Raw genomic sequence first — 19,407 nt, forward strand, 5'->3', positions numbered from 1 at the left:
ACCCGGCACGTTTATACGTCGGCCGTCAACGCTTTGGCGCCGGCGGCGCCAGGGCGTGCCGCGTCGCGCACAAACGGCAGATGATCGCAGGCGTGCTGGCGGGCCGAGCGGATAAAGGCTTCGGTTACCGCCTGGCGCTGTTCGCCGTCGCGCACGGCGGCGTACAAGCGGCTCCACAGGCCGTCACCCAGGGTTTTGGTCACTATCAGCCCCTGTTGTTCGAAACTCTCCACCACCCAGTGCGGCAGCGCCGCAATCCCCATCCGCGCCGATACCATCTGAATCAGCAGCAGCGTGTTATCGACGTTCTTCAACGCCGGGCTAACGCCCGCCGGCTGCAGAAAATGCCGCCAGATATCCAGCCGTTGGCGCTGCACCGGGTAAATCAACAGCGTTTCGTCACTCAAGTCTTCCGGCTCGATGTGCGGCCTGCCGGCCAGCGGATGATCCGGCGCCAGCACCAGGCGTACCTCGAAATCAAACATCGGTGAATAGTGCAGGCCGCTGCGCGGCAGAATATCCGACGTCATCACCAGATCCAGCTCGCCCTGTTGCAAGGCCGGCTGCGGATCGAAAGTCACGCCGGAAGTAAAGTCCATCACCACCTGCGGGAAACGCCGGCGGAAGTTGTCCAGTGCCGGCGTCAGCCACTGAATGCAGCTGTGGCATTCGATGGCGATGCGCAGCGTGGTCTGATGCGGCTCGTGGCAGGCCTGCAGCGCCTGCTGGATCTGCGGCAGCACCTGCTCCGCCAGCTGCAGCAGGATCTCGCCCTGGGCGGTGAAGCGCAGGGGCTGGCTCTTGCGCACGAACAGCTTGAAGCCCAGACGTTGCTCAAGATCGCTGAACTGGTGCGACAGGGCAGACTGCGTCTGATGAAGTTGGGCCGCCGCCCCCGCCAACGAACCGCTGTTGCGCAGGGCCTGCAGCGTCCGTAAATGTTTCAGTTCGATCATGAGAGTCCTTCACATTGACAGTGAATAAATTGCGCTTGTGGTTAATACAGTACCTGCTGATTATGGATGTGTAAACATCTGGACGGCTAAATGGGGAATATGACGATGGCAATTTTGAATCACACACTGGGTTTTCCTCGCGTTGGGCTACGACGTGAGCTGAAAAAAGCTCAGGAAAGCTACTGGGCCGGCAACTCAACGCAGGAAGAGCTGTTGGCGGTTGGCCGCGAGCTGCGCGCTCGTCATTGGCAACAGCAACAGCAGGCCGGGGTGGATTTGGTGCCGGTCGGCGATTTCGCCTGGTACGATCATGTGTTGACCACCAGCCTGCTGCTGGGCAACGTGCCGGCGCGCCATCAGAATGCGGATGGCACGATCGATCTGGACACGCTGTTTCGCATCGGCCGTGGCCGCGCACCGACCGGCGAGCCGGCGGCCGCGGCGGAAATGACCAAATGGTTCAACACCAACTATCACTACATGGTGCCCGAATTCCAGCAAGGCCAGCAGTTCAAGCTGGGCTGGACTCAGTTGCTGGACGAAGTGGACGAAGCGCTGGCGCTCGGCCATCGCATCAAGCCGGTGCTGCTGGGCCCGGTGACCTATCTGTGGCTGGGTAAGGTGAAGGGCGAGCCGTTCGACCGGCTGTCGCTGCTGAAAGACATCCTGCCGGTTTACCAACAGGTGCTGGCCGAGCTGGCGAAACGCGGCGTCGAGTGGGTGCAAATTGATGAGCCTGCGCTGGTGCTGGAACTGCCGCAAGCCTGGCTGGATGCGTTCAAACCGGCTTACGACGCGCTGCAGGGGCAGGTGAAGCTGCTGCTGACCACGTATTTTGACAGCGTCGGCCACAATCTCGATACCGTCCGCACGCTGCCGGTGCAGGGGCTGCACGTCGATCTGGTCGCCGGCCATGACGATATCGCCGCGCTGAGCGCCGCATTGCCGCAAGACTGGCTGCTGTCGCTGGGGGTAATCAACGGGCGCAACGTCTGGCGCGCCGATCTGAGCCGCTGGTTCGAACGTCTGCAGCCGCTGGTGGGCAGCCGCCCACTGTGGATCGGCAGCTCCTGTTCGCTGCTGCACAGCCCGATCGATCTGAGCGTGGAAAGCCGTCTGGACGAAGAAGTGAAAAGCTGGTTCGCCTTCGCGCTGCAAAAATGCGCCGAGCTGGCGCTGTTGAGCTCGGCGCTGAACGCGCCTGACGCGACGAAACGGGCCGAACTGGACGCCTACAGCGCGCCGATCCGCGCCCGCCGTCAGTCGAGCCGCGTGCACAACCCACAGGTCGAGCGCCGCCTGGCGGCGATCACCGCGCAGGACAGCGAACGCCACAGCGCTTACGCCGAACGCGCCAGGGCGCAGCGCGAACGTTTCAACCTGCCGGCTTGGCCGACCACCACCATCGGTTCGTTCCCGCAGACCACCGAGATCCGCGGCCTGCGTCTGGACTTCAAACAGGGCCGTTTGGACGGCAACAACTACCGCACCAGCATCGGTGAGCACATCAAACAGGCGATCGTCGAGCAGGAGCGCCTCGGGCTGGACGTGCTGGTGCACGGTGAAGCCGAGCGCAACGACATGGTGGAATATTTCGGCGAGAACCTGGACGGCTTCGTGTTTACCCAAAACGGCTGGGTGCAGAGCTACGGCTCCCGCTGCGTGAAGCCGCCGGTGATCATCGGTGACGTCAGCCGCCCGGAAGCCATCACCGTCGAATGGGCCAAATTCGCCCAGTCGCTGACCGACAAGCCGGTGAAAGGCATGTTGACCGGGCCGGTGACCATCCTGTGCTGGTCGTTCCCGCGTGAAGACGTGACCCGCGAAGTGATTGCCAAGCAGATTGCGCTGGCGCTGCGCGATGAGGTGGAAGATCTGGAAAAAGCCGGCATCGGCATCATCCAGATCGACGAACCCGCGCTGCGCGAAGGGCTGCCGCTGCGCCAATCCGACTGGGCGGCGTATCTGAACTGGGCGGTGGACGCCTTCAAGTTGAACGCCGCCGTGGCGCGGGACGACACCCAGATCCACACCCACATGTGTTACTGCGAGTTCAACGACATCATGGACTCCATCGCCGCGTTGGACGCCGACGTGATCACCATCGAGACCTCGCGTTCCGATATGGATCTGCTGGAAGCCTTCAAAGAGTTCGAATACCCGAACGAAATCGGGCCGGGCGTCTACGATATCCACTCGCCGAACGTGCCGAGCGTGGAATGGATTGAAGCGCTGCTGCGTAAAGCGGCGCAGAACATCCCGGCGGAACGCCTGTGGGTTAACCCGGATTGCGGCCTGAAAACCCGCGGCTGGCCGGAAACCCGGCAGTCGCTGGCCAACATGGTATTGGCGGCACAGCGCCTGCGCGAGCAAGCGTGATGTCGTGCGGCGGATAAACCGCCGCTTATAGATTTACTGGTGTGATGATTGGGCGCTTCGGCGCCCTTTTTTATGCGAGGGAAATTATTTGACGCCGTGCTGGGCGAACCACGCCAGCATGCGCTGCCAGCCGTCCTCCGCCGCTTCGGCGTTGTAGCTGGGACGATAATCGGCGTTGAACGCATGTCCGACCTCGGGATACACCACGATTTCGGCCTCGGCGTTGGCGGCGCGGATCGCCTGACGCATGGTTTCCACCGTCTCCAGCGGGATGCCGCTGTCCTGCCCGCCATACAGCCCCAGCACCGGCGCCGACAGGTGGGTGGCGACATCGACCGGATGCTTCGGCGAGTTCAGCGTTTTCTCGCCGACCAGTTTGCCGTACCAGGCGACCGCCGCCTTCAACTGCGGGTTATGCGCCGCGTACAGCCAGGTGATGCGGCCGCCCCAGCAAAAACCGGTGATCGCCAGCTTGCCGGCGTCGCCGCCGTGGCGAATAGCCCAGTGCGCGGCGTGATCCAGATCCGACAGCACCTGACGATCCGGCACCTTGGTGACCAGCTGCTGGAACAGCTCGCCGATATCGGCGTAGTCGTTGGCGTCGCCCTGGCGGAAATAGAGCTCGGGCGCGATCGCCAGATAGCCCTGCTTGGCCAGGCGGCGGCACAGATCCTGAATATGTTCATGGACGCCGAAGATTTCCTGCACCACCAGCACGATGGGGAAAGGGCCGCTCTGGTCGGCGGGTTTGGCGACGTAGGCCGGCAGCGCATCGCCTTGGGAAGGGATGGTCGTTTGCCCGGCGTGAATGCCCTGTTCGTCGGTGATAATCGCGGAGGCGGCCAATGGCGCGGCGGCCGGGGCGAATCCCCCCTGAGCCTGTTCTAATGTCATCACATGTTCGGTTTTCATTGCGGTCTCCGTGCAATAGAAAAAAGCGCTGAGATTAACTATAGGAAAGATTACCCATTATTGGCGCTGCGTGGCGCACTTTCGGACAAGTCGATAAAAAACGGCTAATTATCTGGCTTTGCGGCATTTTTAAGCGCTTTTTATCATGTTATTACGCGTTTTGCCCCGCGTAAGTGCCATAAGGTGCGTTAGAGGGCTTTTTTGTCCCTAAGCAACCGATAAGTTGGGGTTATTTCGGATTGATGAGCTAAATAGTTTCAGCCGGCAACCAACGGGCGAGGAGCAGCCGAGTTTGTCGGCTAGACTGAGGTTTAGCGGCGCGTTCCGGTTGCGTCATAGTTCTTTTTTTGTGATAAAAATCACAAAAAATATGTAGCATGTAATTTGTTTCTCTTTTCATAGTGATTGTCGTCACGTAATTAAGCGGCGATTTTCAGTAGAGTGCTTTTTTGTTCCTCCCAATAAACATGATCCATGAGGAGTCTCGTATGTCTCAGTCTGACGTTTTTCATCTCGGCCTCACCAAGAACGATTTACAAGGGGCCCAGCTTGCCATCGTGCCGGGCGATCCGCAGCGCGTAGAGAAGATTGCCAAGCTGATGGAAAATCCGGTGCATCTGGCCTCCCATCGTGAATTCACTACCTGGCGCGCGGAGCTGGACGGCAAGGCGGTGATCGTCTGCTCTACCGGTATCGGCGGCCCGTCTACCTCTATCGCGGTGGAAGAGCTGGCGCAGCTGGGCATTCGCACCTTCCTGCGCATCGGCACCACCGGCGCCATTCAGGCAAACATCAACGTCGGTGACGTACTGGTCACCACGGCGGCGGTACGCCTCGACGGCGCCAGCCTGCACTTCGCGCCGATGGAGTTCCCGGCGGTCGCGGACTTCGCCTGCACCACCGCGCTGGTGGAAGCGGCCAAGGCCAGCGGCGCCACCACGCACATCGGCGTGACCGCCTCTTCCGATACTTTCTATCCGGGCCAGGAGCGTTACGACACTTACTCCGGCCGTGTGGTCAGCCGCTTCAAAGGCTCGATGGAAGAGTGGCAGGCGATGGGCGTGATGAACTATGAAATGGAATCCGCCACGCTGCTGACCATGTGCGCCAGCCAGGGCCTGCGTGCCGGCATGGTGGCTGGGGTGATCGTCAACCGCACCCAGCAAGAGATCCCGAACGCCGAGACCATGAAAAACACCGAAAGCAAAGCGGTGCAGATCGTGGTGGACGCCGCCCGCCGCCTGCTGTAATCGCCTTTCCCCCAACGGGCCGCCGACGCGGCCCGTTTTTCCATTCGCGGCGAATCTGTTACGGTGATACTCCTCAGCGCTGCGCCGATGGCCGCCGCGCGTTGTCATAACAAAAACAACGAGGACGTTTATGACCGCCCAGATCCTGCTTCATCCTTCGCTCGCGCCGCTCGACGGCGGCATCAATTTCCGCGACTTCGGCGGCAACGGCGTGGCCGACGGGCGCCGCATCAAGCGCGGCCTGCTGTTCCGCTCCGGTTCCCTCGAGCGGCTGACGGAAAACGACTGCGCCTTTCTCGCCGGCGTGCCGGTGCGCTCGGTGCTGGACTACCGTGATGCCGACGAGGTGCAGGCCAAGCCGGATATTCTGTGGAGTGGCGCCGACTATCACCACGTGCCGGCTAACCCGCTGAGCAGCGAAGTCAACGCCAACCTGGAGAAGCTCACCAACGAAACGCTGGCCGCCTTCGACGCCCGCGCGTTCATGCTGGAGCTGTATCGCCGCCTGCCGTTCGGCAATGCGGCCTATCAGCGGCTGGCGCAGCTGTTGAGCAATCCTGGCGGCGGCGCCATCGTGCAGCACTGCGCGGTCGGCAAGGATCGCACCGGGGTCGGTTCGGCACTGGTGCTGTTCGCGCTGGGGGCCGACGAAGCGACGGTGCTGGAAGACTATCTGCTGACCGAAACCACGCTGGCCACTTTCCGCGAGCAGATGCTGGATCAGCTGTCTATCAAGCTGAATGCGGCGGCGCTGGAGCAATTCGCCTACGTGCTCAGCGCGCGCGAGGAGTTCCTGATGACGGCGTTGGGCTGCATCCGTCAGCAATACGGTTCCACCGACCGCTGGCTGGAAGCGGAATACGGCCTGGGCGCAGCCCAGCGCGAAGCGCTGCAGGCGTTCTACCTCGAGTAAATCGCCGCGCGTTTAGCCGGGGTTTAACTCGCCCCGGCCTATCCTAGGCGGCGAATTATCGCGTATCAGGAGCCCCGCATTGAGCCTCAATGACGTTATCAACTGGGTCAGCGACGTCGTGCGTCAGCACGAAGGCTGGGCCATTCCCATCATCTTCTTCCTGGCGTTCGGCGAGTCGCTGGCGTTTTTGTCGCTGCTGCTGCCGGCCACGGTGATCCTGCTGGCGCTGGGCGCGCTGATCGGCGAAAGCGGCATCGCCTTTTGGCCGATTTGGGCCGCCGCCGCCGTCGGGGCGTTTTTCGGCGACTGGCTCTCTTACTGGATCGGCTATCACTATCAGGATCGCGTGGCCCATATGTGGCCGCTGTCGCGCAATCCGCAGCTGCTGGTGCGCGGCCACGCGTTCTTTGAACGCTGGGGCGTGCTGGGCATTTTCATCGGCCGCTTCTTCGGCCCGCTGCGCGCCGTGGTGCCGCTGGTGGGCGGCATTTGCGGCATGCCGCAGCGTTATTTCCAGTTAGCCAACGTCACGTCGGCGATGATCTGGGCGTTCGGCATTCTGGCGCCGGGGGCATTCGGCATCAAGTGGCTCAGCCAGTGGCTGGGCTGATTTCTCGCTAAATTGCGCAGCGCCGCGCAATATTGTGCTCGGCGGGCAAAATCAGGCTGGACATCCATACAGCCTCCCCTTAACGTGACGGGCAATGGGCGTGCGAAACGCCGGAACGGCAAGGTGCAACAGGAGGCAGGGTGGATACCAGTCTGATTTATGGGATTGGCGGTGTCGCGATCGGCATGCTGTTGGGGTGGCTGATCGCCAGTCTGCGGGTGCAGCAGACGAATGCGCAACATGAAACCGAACTGCGGTTGCTGGAGCAAGCGTTGCAGCAGGCGCAGCAGGAAACGGCGGCGCGGCAGGAGGCTCTGCAGTGCCACGAGCAGCAGCTGCGGCAGAGCGAGCTGGAGCTACGCAACCTGCACAGCCAGTTGGCGGCCGGGCATGAAAAGCTGCAACAGCTCAACCATTGGCGCAACGAATGTGAACTGCTTAATCAGGAGCTGCGCGCCCAGCGCGAGGTCAACAGCGCGCAGGAGGCCGAGCTGCGCGAAGTCACCATCCGTCTGGAAGAGACGCGCATGGCGGCGGAAGAGAAGCAGCGCCTGCTTATCAACAGCGAACAGCGCCTCACCACCCAGTTTGAAAACCTCGCCAACCGCATTTTTGAACACAGCGGCCGCAAGGTGGACGAGCAAAATAAGCAAAGCTTGGATCGGTTGCTGCTGCCGCTGCGTGAACAGCTGGACGGTTTCCGCCGGCAGGTGCAGGACAGTTTTGGCCAGGAGGCGCGGGAGCGCCACACGTTGACGCACGAGATACGCAATCTGCAGCAGTTGAACGCGCAGATGGCGCGCGAAGCTATCAACCTCACCAAGGCGCTCAAAGGCGATAACAAGACGCAGGGCAACTGGGGCGAGGTGGTGCTGAGCCGGGTGCTGGAGGCCTCCGGCCTGCGCGAAGGGCACGAGTATGAAACGCAGGTCAACGTGCGGGTGGATCACCAGAGCCGCATGCAGCCCGATGTGATCGTGCGCCTGCCGCAGGGCAAGGACGTGGTGATCGACGCCAAGATGTCGCTGATCGCCTACGAGCGCTATTTCAACGGTGAAGACGAGGTGGAGCGCGAAGCGGCGCTGAGCGAACATATCGCCTCGCTGCGCGGCCACATTCGCATGCTGGGCCGCAAGGACTATCAGCAGCTGCCGGGGCTGCGCTCGTTGGACTATGTGCTGATGTTCATTCCGGTCGAGCCCGCCTTCCTGCTGGCTATCGATCGCGAACCGGAGCTGATCAGCGAAGCGCTCAAGCACAACATCATGCTGGTCAGCCCGACCACGTTGCTGGTGGCGCTGCGCACCATCACCAACCTGTGGCGCTATGAGCATCAAAGCCAGAACGCGCAGCGCATCGCCGATCGCGCGGCGAAACTGTATGACAAGATGCGGCTGTTCGTGGACGATATGTCCGCGCTGGGGCAGAGCCTGGACAAGGCGCAGGGCAGTTATCGTCAGGCGATGAACAAACTGAGCGAAGGCCGTGGTAATCTTATCGGCCAAATTGAAGGTTTCCGCGCGCTGGGGGTTGAGGTCAAACGGCCGATAAACCCGCTGCTGGCGCAGCAAGCCGGCGCGCAACACGATGAAGCGGAAGAGGCGAACGACGACGATGTCGCCGCGCTGCCGCAGACGAAAGACGATGACGATACCGCCGGGGAACCGGGCTTCGTTTCGCACGGCTGAGGCCGTGGCGAGGTGGGGTATTCTCCGAGCTTCTGGTACACTCATCCACACAAAATTGACTGAATAGCAGGCAGGACAATGGCAGATCAACCGCAGGAAACCACCGATTTCGGTTTTCGCACCGTCGCTAGAGACGAAAAACAGGCCATGGTGGCGGACGTTTTTCATTCGGTAGCGGCAAAGTATGACGTGATGAACGACCTGATGTCGTTCGGCATCCACCGTATCTGGAAGCGTTTCACCATTGACTGCAGCGGCGTGCGCCGTGGGCAGCGCGTGCTGGATCTGGCCGGCGGTACCGGCGACCTGGCCGCCAAGTTCTCCCGCATGGTCGGCGAGCAGGGGCAGGTGGTGCTGGCGGACATCAACGATTCGATGCTGAAGATGGGGCGCGAGAAACTGCGCGATCGCGGCATCGTCGGCAACATCAATTACGTGCAGGCCAACGCCGAAGCGCTGCCGTTCCCGGACAACTACTTCGATTGCATCACCATCTCCTTCGGCCTGCGCAATGTCACCGACAAAGACAAAGCGCTGCGCTCGATGTTCCGCGTGCTCAAGCCGGGCGGCCGCCTGCTGGTGCTGGAGTTCTCCAAGCCGCTGCTGGCGCCGCTGAGCAAGGCTTACGATGCCTACTCCTTCCACGTGCTGCCGAAGATCGGCGAGCTGGTGGTGAAAGATCCGGACAGCTACCGCTACCTGGCGGAATCGATCCGCATGCACCCCGATCAGGAAACCCTGAAGGGCATGATGGGCAACGCCGGTTTTGAAAACGTCACCTATTTCAACCTGACCGGTGGGATTGTCGCCCTGCATCGCGGCTTCAAGTTCTGAGAGGGAGATGCCGATGCTGTTTACCCCTCTGCTGACCGCTGCGCTGGAAACCTCGCTGAATAACCTGCTGTTTCGCGATCGCAGCATGAAAGCCGCTCGCCAACGCCTGGCGGGCAAGGTGCTGCGCATCGAACTGGAAGAGCTGGCTTCACCGCTGGTGCTGGTGTTCAGCGAACTGCGCGTAGACGTGCTTGGGCAGTCCGAAGACAGCGCCGATTGCACGGTGCGCAGCCGCATTCCCGTCTTACTGAAGCTGCGCGATCGCCAGCAGTTGCCGGTGCTGATGCGCAGCGGCGAATTGACGGTGGAAGGCGATATTCAGGTGGTGCAACAGCTGGTTGGCCTGCTCGATCTGGCGGAGTGGGATCCGGCGGAGTGGCTGGCGCCTTACATCGGCGATATCGCCGCCCAGGGCATTACGCAGGCGCTGGGAAAAGGCGCCTCGCTGCTGAAAGCCGGCTTTATGCGCCGGCAGCAGGACATGGCGGAGACGTTGACGGAAGAGTGGCGCCTGGCGCCGGGGCCACTGGAAGTGGTGTGGTTCAACGAAGAAGTTGATGCTCTCGCCCGCAGCGCGGAAGCGCTGTTTGCCCGCATGGACAAGTTGGAGGGCAAGCGATGACCCCAGGCGAACTGCGCCGTTTGTATTTTATCGTCCGCGTTTTTCTCAGCTATGGGCTGGACGAACTGATCCCTAAAATGCGTTTGACGCTGCCGCTGCGCTTTGGCCGCCGTCTGCTGTTCTGGATGCCGAATCGGCACAAGGACAAGCCGCTGGGTGAACGGCTGCGGCTGGCGCTGCAGGAGCTGGGGCCGGTATGGATCAAGTTCGGCCAGATGATGTCGACCCGCCGCGATCTGTTTCCGCCGCACATTGCCGATCAGCTGACGTTGCTGCAGGATCGGGTGGCGCCTTTCGATGGCGCGCTGGCGCGTAAACATATCGAGCTGGCGATGGGTGGCCCACTGGAAACCTGGTTCGACGATTTCGATCAGCAGCCGCTGGCCTCTGCCTCGATCGCGCAGGTGCATACCGCGCGGTTGAAAACCACCGGCCAGGAAGTGGTGCTGAAGGTGATCCGGCCGGATATCGGGCCGATCATCAAGGCCGACGTGCGGCTGATGTACCGGTTGGCCGGCTGGGTGCCGAAGCTGTTGCCGGACGGCCGCCGTCTGCGCCCGCGTGAAGTGGTGCGCGAGTACGAGAAAACCCTGCTGGACGAATTGAACCTGCTACGCGAAGCGGCCAACGCCATTCAGCTGCGCCGCAATTTCGACGGCAGCCCGATGCTGTACGTACCGGAAGTTTATTCCGACTACTGCCGTGAAAGCTTATTGGTGATGGAACGCATCTACGGCATTCCGGTCTCGGACATCGCCACGCTTGAACGGCAGGGCACCAACATGAAACTGTTGGCGGAACGCGGCGTCCAGGTGTTCTTTACCCAGGTATTCCGCGACAGCTTCTTCCATGCGGACATGCATCCCGGTAATATTTTCGTCAGCTACGAACATCCTGAAGATCCTTGCTATATCGGCATCGACTGCGGCATCGTCGGCTCGCTGAACAAGGATGACAAGCGCTATCTGGCGGAAAACTTCATCGCCTTCTTCAACCGCGATTACCGCAAGGTGGCGGAACTGCACGTCGACTCCGGTTGGGTGCCGCGCGACACCAACGTGGAAGACTTCGAATTCGCCATTCGCACCGTGTGCGAGCCGATTTTCGAGAAGCCGCTGGCGGAAATTTCCTTCGGCAACGTGCTGCTGAACCTGTTCAACACTGCGCGCCGCTTCAATATGGAAGTGCAGCCGCAGCTGGTGTTATTGCAGAAGACCTTGCTGTATGTTGAAGGGCTGGGGCGCCAGCTCTACCCGCAGCTGGATCTGTGGACTACCGCCAAGCCGTTCCTCGAGAGCTGGCTGCGCGATCAGGTCGGCATTCCTGCCGTGGTGCGCGCGCTGAAAGAGAAAGCGCCGTTCTGGGCGGAGAAGCTGCCCGAACTGCCCGAGCTGTTTTACGACAGCCTGCAGCAGCATAAACTGTTGCAACAAAGCGTTGATAAGCTGACCAACCAAATGCAGGCTCAGCGGGTTCGTCAGGGGCAGTCACGTTATTTGTTCGGCGTTGGCGCTACACTGTTAGTAAGCGGTACGCTGTTGCTGCTGGGGCAAATCGAGGTGTTTCCCGCCTGGATGATGGCCGCCGGCATCGTATGCTGGGTGATTGGCTGGAAGCGAACCACCTGATTTAATTCGTTACTCTGGTAAGGCCGAGCCTATAATGCGGGCTGGCTTTAAAAGACCCTTTAAAATTAGAGGTAATTGAAATGGGCGGTATTAGTATTACGCAATTGTTGATCATCGCAGTGATCGTGGTGCTGCTGTTCGGCACCAAAAAACTGCGCACGCTGGGCTCCGATCTCGGCGCCTCGATCAAGGGCTTCAAAAAGGCGATCGGCGACGATACGCCGTCGAACCCCAACACGGCTGAAAAAAGCAGCCTGGATGACGCTGACTTCGCGGCCAAGCCTATTACCGATAAGCAGCCGGAAGTGAAACCGGAAGAGTCGAAGAACAAAGAGCAGGTATAAACCGTGTTTGACATTGGGTTTAGTGAGCTGCTGCTGGTGCTGGTGATCGGCCTGATTGTTCTGGGGCCGGAACGGTTGCCGGTCGCGGTCAGAACGGTGTCGGGCTGGATCCGCGCGCTGCGCTCGCTGGCGGCCTCGGTGCAGCACGAACTGTCTCAGGAACTGAAGCTACAGGAGCTGCAGGACAGCCTGAAAAAAGCCGAACAGGCCGGCCTGCAGAACCTGACGCCGGAACTGAAGGCATCGATGGATGAGCTGAAAGACGCGGCGGAATCATTGAAACGCACCTACCGGGGCGAGACAGAAGAGCTGGCGAACACCATTCATAACCCGCAGGCCATCGATCCGGAAGCTTTGCACGACGGCGTGACGCCGGCGGAAGCGGCAACCCGCGCCAGCGCGCCCGCCGCCGTGCCAAAACCGGCAGCGGAGCCTGAGGCCGTTGCGGCTGCATCCCCGGCTGCGCCCGTGGCGGCGCAACCGGCCAAAGCACCGGTGGAAACCGCGCCGGCACCTGTCGAACCTGTTGCGGATAAAATCCCAGCGTCTCACCAACCTAGTGGCGATCGTTAATACATGGCTGTTGAAGATACCCAACCCCTTATCAGTCATCTGATAGAGCTGCGCAAGCGGCTGTTGAACTCGATTATTTGCGTGCTGGCGGTGTTCGTAGTGCTGGTGTTTTTCGCCAACGACATCTACCAGCTGGTTTCTGCACCGCTGCTCAAGCAGTTGCCGGCCGGGGCGAGCATGATCGCCACCGACGTGGCGTCACCGTTCTTTACGCCGATCAAGCTGACCATGATCGTCTCGGTGTTTGTCTCCGCGCCGATGATTCTGTATCAGGTGTGGGCATTCATCGCGCCGGCGCTGTACAAGCATGAACGCCGCCTGATGATGCCGCTGCTGGTATCCAGCAGCCTGTTGTTCTACCTCGGCATGGCCTTCGCCTACTTCATCGTGTTCCCGCTGGCCTTTGGCTTCTTTGCCAAGACCGCGCCGATGGGGGTGACCATTGCGACCGACATTAAAAACTACCTCGATTTCGTCATGGCGCTGTTTATGGCGTTCGGCGTCGCCTTCGAAGTGCCGGTCGCCATCATTCTGCTGTGCTGGAGTGGTGTCACCTCGCCGGAAGATCTGAAGAAGAAACGGCCGTATGTATTGGTCGGCGCGTTTGTGGTCGGCATGCTGTTGACGCCGCCGGACGTGTTCTCGCAAACCCTGTTGGCAATACCGATGTATCTGCTGTTTGAAGTGGGGGTATTCTTCGCTCGCTTCTATACCGGCAAGCGTCGTCCGCAAGCGGAAGAAGAAGACGAGGGTGACGAACCCCCAGCCTCATGATCCACATTGATTGCTAAGCCGCCCACTGGGCGGCTTTTGCTTTGGAAAAAACCATGTTTGATATCGGCGTTAATCTCACCAGCAGCCAATTCGCCAAAGATCGCCATGCGGTGGTGGAACGCGCCCGCGCCGCGGGCGTGACGGGGATGTTGATTACCGGCACCGATCTGGCGGAGAGCCGCGAGGCCGCCGAACTGGCGCGGCAACATGCGGGCTACTGTTGGTCTACCGCCGGCGTGCATCCGCACTACGCCAGCGGCTGGGATGAACACACCGCCGAGCAGATTTATGCGTTGGCCGCGCGCCCTGAAGTGGCGGCGATCGGCGAATGCGGCCTGGATTTCAACCGCAATTTCTCGACGCCCGCGCAGCAGGAAGCGGCGTTCACCGCGCAGCTGGCGCTGGCGGCGGAGTTGGCGCTGCCGGTGTTTCTTCATTGCCGCGACGCACACGCACGTTTTGCCGAGCTACTGACGCCGTGGTTGGATAAACTGCCCGCGGCCGTGGTGCACTGCTTCACCGGCACCGCCGAAGAATTAACTAGCTGCCTGTCGCTGGGCCTGTCGATCGGGATTACCGGTTGGGTCTGCGACGAGCGGCGCGGCCTGGAATTGCGCGCCCTGTTGCCGCAGATCCCGGCCGAGCGTCTGCTGCTGGAAACGGACGCCCCTTATCTGTTGCCCCGGGATTTACAGCCTAAACCCGCATCTCGCCGCAACGAACCCTGTTTCCTGCCCCATATCGTGCATCAGGTCGCCGTCTGGCGACAGGAAGAGCCGCAATGGCTGGGGCAAAAAACCGATGAGAACGCCCGCCGGCTATTCCGGCTGGTTTGAGCTAGGAGAAAACTATGAGCTATGCATTTCCGGGCACCTTCCCTGGTCGCCGTATGCGCCGCGTGCGCCGTCATGACTTCAGCCGCCGCCTGGTGGCCGAGAACCAACTGACGGTCAACGACCTGATTTATCCGGTGTTTGTCATGGAAGGCAGCAACCGTCAGGAAGAAGTGGCCTCGATGCCGGGCGTATCGCGCATGACGATCGATCTGCTGGTCAAGGAAGCGGAAACCATCGCCAAACTCGGCGTGCCGGTGATCTCCCTGTTCCCGGTGATTGAGCCAGGTCTGAAATCGCTGCATGCGGAAGAAGCCTATAACCCGGAAGGACTGGTGCAGCGCACGGTGCGCGCGCTGAAAGACGCGGTGCCTGAGCTGGGCATTCTGACTGACGTAGCGCTCGATCCCTACACCACGCACGGGCAGGATGGGGTAATCGATGAGCAGGGTTATGTGATTAACGATGTGACCAAAGACATCCTGGTGCGTCAGGCGCTTTCCCATGCCGAAGCGGGCGCGGAAATCGTGGCGCCGAGCGACATGATGGACGGCCGCATCGGGGCGATCCGCGATCGTCTGGAATTGCAGGGTCTGGTGAATACCCAGATTATGGCCTACTCCGCCAAGTATGCTTCCTGTTACTACGGCCCGTTCCGCGATGCGCTGGGTTCCAGCGGCAATCTGAAGGGTGGCAACAAGAAGACCTATCAGATGGATCCGGCCAACAGCGATGAAGCGCTGCAGGAGATTGCACAGGATCTGCAGGAAGGCGCGGATATGGTGATGGTGAAACCGGGCATGCCGTACCTCGACGTTGTGCGCCGCGTAAAGGATATCTTCGGCGTGCCAACCTTCGCTTATCAGGTGTCCGGCGAGTACGCCATGCATATGGCGGCGATTCAGAACGGCTGGCTGCAGGAGCAGCCTGCGGTGATGGAGTCGTTGATGTGCTTCAAACGCGCCGGCGCCGACGGCGTGCTGACCTACTTCGCCAAGCGTGTCGCCCAGTGGCTGCACGACGACGCGATGCGTCGCTAAGCGTGAAATGAGCCAACAAAAAGGCGCCTGAGGGCGCCTTTTGCATTACATCTTCTGGAACTGTCGGTTGTCGATGCTTTGGCTGACCTGTTTGTTGATCAGGTTCAGCAACAACATGGAGCGGGCCTCGCCGTCCGGCTCGGTGTAGATCGCCTGCAGCCCTTCGAACACGCCGTCGACGATCAGGACGGTATCCCCCGGCTGCGGGGTTTCCGGATCGACATAGGTTTCGCTGGCGTGCGTGCGCAGCTCATCGATCACCTTGCTCGGGATGACGCTCGGCAGCGCGCCGAAGCGCACGAAGTGGCTGACGCCGCGGGTGGCGCTGATGGTGGTGGTGTGAATGCGCTCCGGGTCGAACTCCACAAACAGATAGTTGGGAAACAGGGGTTCGCTGACCGCGATACGCTTGCCGCGCACGATCTTTTCCAGCGTGATGATCGGGCTGAGGCAGTTTACCTGCTGCCGTTCCAGATGTTCCTGCGCCCGCAACAGCTGACCGCGTTTGCAATAAAGTAGATACCAGGATTCCATAATTTCACATGCCTTTCTGCCAGCCGGTAAGCATATCAAAAGCGCTTCCGGATACATAGTGATGCAAGTTTCAGCGTGTAACATCACCTATCTCTATGAATATGCGGCTATTAGCGAGGGGTCACACACTTATCGATACGGCGCTGGTATAACAGAGGGCTAAAAATTTGTTACCGTCACAGTATGGCAAGGCGTTGCGCCACCAGCTGTGACGCTATTCATCGTTTTTGACCGAGGGAAAGATAAATGGAGCTGTTTCTGTTGAGCAACGGCAAGCTGTCTGGCGAAGCCGAGCTGCTGGGGTATGCCAAAAGCCAACTGCTGGCGATGATTGCGCGTCGCGGCATCAAATCCGCCGTCTTTATCCCTTATGCGCTGATCCGTTACGACTACGACCAGCGTGCGCAGGAGCTGGCGCAAACGCTGGGTATCGAAGTCACCAGCATCCACCACGCCGCTTCGCCGGCGGCGGCGATCGCGCAGGCGGAGTGCATTTTGGTCAGCGGCGGCAATACCTGGTTGCTGAACCAAATGCTGCACGAGCAAGGCCTGATCGTGCCCATCCAGCGCGCGGTGCGCGAGCGTGAAGTGCCTTACGTCGGCTGGAGCGCCGGTTGCAACGTGGCCACGCCGAGCATTCGCACTACCAATGATATGCCGGTGCGCTGCAGCGTGGTGCTGCCGGCGCTGGGGCTGTTCCCAGTGCAAATCAACCCGCATTACATCGACGCGCATATCAGCGGCCACATGGGCGAAACCCGTGACGAACGCCTGGCGGAGTTCTGCGCGATTAACCCGAGCGAATCGGTGGTGGCGCTGCGTGAAGGCAGCCTGCTGCACGTTGAAGGCAACGAGCTGCGTTACTTCAGCGCCAACGGGCAGGGCTTCAAGGTGTTCCGCCACGGCGAGGAGACGCGCGAATATCAGGATACGCGTGCGCTGGCTGCGCTGGTGCCGTTCAACTGCGGCTGAGGGCTACCCGATGGCGGGCGGCGTTAACAAAATTGCAGCAACAACCGTGAAGAGGGCTTATAATGCCCTCCCCACTGGCCGTTATAATGATCAGCATGAAATACCGTGACTTACGCGATTTCCTCTCGTTGCTGGAGAAGAGAGGGGAACTAAAACGCATCAGCCAGCCGATCGATCCTTACCTGGAAATGACGGAGATTGCCGATCGCACCCTGCGGGCGGGCGGCCCGGCATTGCTGTTTGAAAACCCGAAAGGCTACGACATGCCGGTGCTGTGCAACCTGTTCGGCACCGCCAATCGCGTAGCGATGGGCATGGGGCAGGAAGACATCAGCGCGCTGCGCGAAGTCGGCAAACTGCTGGCGTTCCTCAAAGAGCCGGAGCCGCCGAAAGGCTTCCGCGATCTGTTCGACAAAATGCCGAAGTTCAAGCAGGTGCTGAACATGCCGACCAAGGTGCTGGGATCCGCGCCTTGTCAGGAGCAGGTATGGCAGGGCGAGGACGTCGATCTGGGCCGTATTCCGGTGATGCACTGCTGGCCGGAAGACGCCGCGCCGCTGATCACCTGGGGGCTGACGGTGACCCGCGGCCCGCATAAGGAACGGCAAAATCTCGGCATCTATCGCCAGCAGGTGCTGGGCAAGAATAAAGTGATCATGCGCTGGCTGTCGCATCGCGGCGGCGCGCTGGATTATCAGGAGTGGTGCCAGGCGCACCCCGGCGAGCGTTTCCCGGTTGCGGTGGCGCTGGGCGCCGATCCCGCCACCATCCTCGGCGCGGTGACGCCGGTGCCGGATACCCTGTCTGAATACGCTTTTGCCGGGCTGCTGCGCGGCAATAAAACCGAAGTGGTCAAGTGCCTTTCCAACGATCTGGAAGTGCCCGCCAGCGCTGAAATCGTGCTGGAAGGCTATATCGAGCCGGGTGAAATGGCGCCGGAAGGCCCCTACGGCGACCACACCGGTTACTACAATGAAATCGACCAGTTCCCGGTGTTCACCGTCACCCACATCACCCAGCGCCGCAACGCGATCTACCACTCGACCTACACCGGCCGGCCGCCGGATGAGCCGGCGATCCTGGGCGTGGCGCTGAATGAAGTGTTCGTGCCGATTCTGCAAAAGCAGTTCCCGGAAATCGTCGATTTCTATCTGCCGCCGGAAGGGTGCTCGTACCGCCTGGCGGTAGTGACCATGAAGAAACAGTACGCCGGCCACGCTAAACGCGTGATGATGGGTGTCTGGTCGTTCCTGCGGCAGTTTATGTACACCAAATTTGTTATCGTCTGCGATGACGACGTCAATGCGCGCGACTGGAACGACGTAATTTGGGCGATCACCACACGAATGGATCCGGCAAGGGATACCGTTCTGGTGGAGAATACACCGATCGACTATCTGGACTTCGCCTCACCGGTTTCCGGCCTGGGTTCGAAGATGGGGCTGGACGCCACCAATAAATGGCCGGGTGAAACCGATCGCGAATGGGGCCGTCCGATTCAGATGGATGAAAAGGTACGTGCGCGCGTCGACGAAATCTGGGATGAGCTCGCAATCTTCAGTGACAGGGAACCGACGCTGTAGCGTCAGGCCCTGTTCTCAGCTTTGCATTGATGACCCGACAGAGGGAACGCATGACAATATTGAGCTGTAAAGTGACCTCGGTAGAGGCCATTACCGATACGGTTTATCGGGTACGTCTGGTGCCCGAGCAGCCGTTTTCTTTCAAGGCAGGGCAATATCTGATGGTGGTGATGGACGAGCGCGACAAGCGCCCGTTCTCGCTGGCATCAACCCCGACGCAGCAAGATTACATCGAGCTGCACATCGGCGCTTCGGAGCTGAATCTGTACGCCATGGCGGTGATGGATCGCATCCTGAAAGAGCAGGCGATCACCGTCGACGTGCCGCACGGCGACGCCTGGCTGCGGGAAGAGGGCAGCCGTCCGCTGGTGCTGATTGCCGGCGGCACCGGTTTCTCTTATGCGCGTTCAATCCTGTTGACCGCGTTGGAGCAGCAGCCCGATCGCGATATTTCTATCTACTGGGGCGGGCGTGAGCTGAAGCACCTGTACGATCTGAGCGAGCTGGAAGCGCTGTCGTTGCAGCATCCGAATCTGAAGGTGATCCCGGTGGTCGAGCAGCCGGAAGCCGAATGGCGCGGCCGCAGCGGCACCGTGCTCAGCGCGGTGCTGCAGGATTTCGGCACGCTGGCGGAGCACGACATCTATATCGCCGGGCGTTTCGAGATGGCGAAAATCGCCCGTGAGCGTTTCTGCGCCGAGCGCGGCGCGCTGGAAGCGCATATGTTCGGTGACGCGTTTTCGTTTATCTGACCGATGCGATGCGCAGTGAACGGGGTGGCCGAGGGTCGCCCCGTTTTTATTTGGGCGCCGGCAAACGTCAGGCATAAAAATCTATGGTCACCCCCGTTTTTGCAACACCGATTTTGATCTATGATGGGCTTGCGTAAATCTATTCGGCGTCTGGTGAACGATACCCTGTTCGCGCCACGATGAGTTTCGCGCCTGTTGAACCTGAAAAAC

Annotated in this window: 19 protein-coding genes; 16 read left to right on the forward strand and 3 right to left on the reverse strand. The window is 60.5% G+C overall.

What is annotated here, in order from left to right; all coding sequences use genetic code 11:
- Nucleotides 1–11: 11 nt before the first annotated feature.
- Nucleotides 12–956: an HTH-type transcriptional regulator MetR gene (gene metR, locus REA38_RS16860; protein ID WP_151265937.1), complete on the reverse strand. Its 945-nt coding sequence runs from the start codon at nt 954–956 to the stop codon at nt 12–14.
- Between the two features lie 90 nt (nt 957–1,046).
- Between metR and metE the strand changes: the two genes are divergently transcribed.
- Nucleotides 1,047–3,335 (forward strand): 5-methyltetrahydropteroyltriglutamate--homocysteine S-methyltransferase, encoded by a 2,289-nt coding sequence (gene metE / locus REA38_RS16865; protein WP_080353490.1) that lies wholly within the window; start codon nt 1,047–1,049, stop codon nt 3,333–3,335.
- 84 nt (nt 3,336–3,419) lie between these two features.
- On the opposite strand, the gene REA38_RS16870 is transcribed toward metE, so the two are convergent.
- Entirely contained in the window at nt 3,420–4,247 is an 828-nt protein-coding gene (locus REA38_RS16870) for a dienelactone hydrolase family protein (protein WP_060431230.1), read from the reverse strand.
- A 488-nt stretch (nt 4,248–4,735) separates the two neighbouring features.
- On the opposite strand from REA38_RS16870, the gene udp reads away from it, so the two are divergent.
- The 12 genes from udp to hemB all read left to right on the forward strand — a co-directional run bounded on the left by udp (nt 4,736) and on the right by hemB (nt 15,356).
- On the forward strand, nt 4,736–5,497 hold the full coding sequence (gene udp / locus REA38_RS16875) for a uridine phosphorylase (protein WP_004934432.1): 762 nt from the start codon (nt 4,736–4,738) through the stop codon (nt 5,495–5,497).
- 130 nt (nt 5,498–5,627) lie between these two features.
- Nucleotides 5,628–6,410, forward strand: a complete 783-nt coding sequence (locus REA38_RS16880; protein ID WP_033636699.1) for a tyrosine-protein phosphatase — start codon at nt 5,628–5,630, stop codon at nt 6,408–6,410.
- A gap of 79 nt (nt 6,411–6,489) precedes the next feature.
- A complete protein-coding gene (locus REA38_RS16885) occupies nt 6,490–7,020 on the forward strand; it encodes a DedA family protein (protein ID WP_033649669.1) in 531 nt (176 codons plus the stop codon).
- A 140-nt stretch (nt 7,021–7,160) separates the two neighbouring features.
- Nucleotides 7,161–8,708, forward strand: coding sequence for a DNA recombination protein RmuC (gene rmuC / locus REA38_RS16890; RefSeq protein WP_103774307.1), 1,548 nt, complete (start codon nt 7,161–7,163; stop codon nt 8,706–8,708).
- A 78-nt stretch (nt 8,709–8,786) separates the two neighbouring features.
- Complete coding sequence (gene ubiE, locus REA38_RS16895; RefSeq protein WP_025304918.1) at nt 8,787–9,542, forward strand: bifunctional demethylmenaquinone methyltransferase/2-methoxy-6-polyprenyl-1,4-benzoquinol methylase UbiE; 756 nt, start codon at nt 8,787–8,789, stop codon at nt 9,540–9,542.
- A gap of 13 nt (nt 9,543–9,555) precedes the next feature.
- Nucleotides 9,556–10,164 (forward strand): SCP2 domain-containing protein, encoded by a 609-nt coding sequence (locus tag REA38_RS16900; RefSeq protein ID WP_033636702.1) that lies wholly within the window; start codon nt 9,556–9,558, stop codon nt 10,162–10,164.
- Nucleotides 10,161–11,792, forward strand: coding sequence for a ubiquinone biosynthesis regulatory protein kinase UbiB (gene ubiB / locus REA38_RS16905; RefSeq protein WP_041037166.1), 1,632 nt, complete (start codon nt 10,161–10,163; stop codon nt 11,790–11,792). Before REA38_RS16900 ends, ubiB begins: the two co-directional genes overlap by 4 nt.
- Before the next feature lie 80 nt (nt 11,793–11,872).
- On the forward strand, nt 11,873–12,136 hold the full coding sequence (tatA, locus tag REA38_RS16910; RefSeq protein WP_033636704.1) for a Sec-independent protein translocase subunit TatA: 264 nt from the start codon (nt 11,873–11,875) through the stop codon (nt 12,134–12,136).
- 3 nt (nt 12,137–12,139) lie between these two features.
- Nucleotides 12,140–12,709, forward strand: a complete 570-nt coding sequence (gene tatB / locus REA38_RS16915) for a Sec-independent protein translocase protein TatB (protein ID WP_039568058.1) — start codon at nt 12,140–12,142, stop codon at nt 12,707–12,709.
- Nucleotides 12,710–12,712: 3 nt separating this feature from the next.
- Nucleotides 12,713–13,483 (forward strand): Sec-independent protein translocase subunit TatC, encoded by a 771-nt coding sequence (gene tatC, locus REA38_RS16920; RefSeq protein WP_033649673.1) that lies wholly within the window; start codon nt 12,713–12,715, stop codon nt 13,481–13,483.
- 53 nt (nt 13,484–13,536) lie between these two features.
- Nucleotides 13,537–14,319 carry a 3'-5' ssDNA/RNA exonuclease TatD gene (tatD, locus tag REA38_RS16925; RefSeq protein WP_060437052.1) on the forward strand — a complete coding sequence of 261 codons (783 nt, stop codon included), beginning with the start codon at nt 13,537–13,539 and terminating at the stop codon, nt 14,317–14,319.
- Between the two features lie 14 nt (nt 14,320–14,333).
- Nucleotides 14,334–15,356, forward strand: coding sequence for a porphobilinogen synthase (gene hemB, locus REA38_RS16930; RefSeq protein WP_308886276.1), 1,023 nt, complete (start codon nt 14,334–14,336; stop codon nt 15,354–15,356).
- Between the two features lie 45 nt (nt 15,357–15,401).
- On the opposite strand, the gene rfaH is transcribed toward hemB, so the two are convergent.
- The gene (rfaH, locus tag REA38_RS16935) at nt 15,402–15,890 is read right to left on the reverse strand and encodes a transcription/translation regulatory transformer protein RfaH (RefSeq protein ID WP_004934466.1); all 489 of its coding nucleotides are present in this window, start codon (nt 15,888–15,890) and stop codon (nt 15,402–15,404) included.
- 246 nt (nt 15,891–16,136) lie between these two features.
- On the opposite strand from rfaH, the gene pepE reads away from it, so the two are divergent.
- From pepE to fre, 3 genes are all read left to right on the forward strand, one after another.
- On the forward strand, nt 16,137–16,862 hold the full coding sequence (gene pepE, locus REA38_RS16940) for a dipeptidase PepE (protein WP_033636709.1): 726 nt from the start codon (nt 16,137–16,139) through the stop codon (nt 16,860–16,862).
- A gap of 86 nt (nt 16,863–16,948) precedes the next feature.
- Complete coding sequence (gene ubiD, locus REA38_RS16945) at nt 16,949–18,445, forward strand: 4-hydroxy-3-polyprenylbenzoate decarboxylase (RefSeq protein ID WP_025304926.1); 1,497 nt, start codon at nt 16,949–16,951, stop codon at nt 18,443–18,445.
- Nucleotides 18,446–18,495: 50 nt separating this feature from the next.
- A complete protein-coding gene (fre, locus tag REA38_RS16950; protein WP_004934474.1) occupies nt 18,496–19,197 on the forward strand; it encodes an NAD(P)H-flavin reductase in 702 nt (233 codons plus the stop codon).
- Nucleotides 19,198–19,407: the final 210 nt, after the last annotated feature.

The sequence above is a fragment of the Serratia sp. MF1(2023) genome (assembly GCF_030954545.1).
Classification (GTDB): Bacteria; Pseudomonadota; Gammaproteobacteria; order Enterobacterales; family Enterobacteriaceae; genus Serratia; species Serratia sarumanii.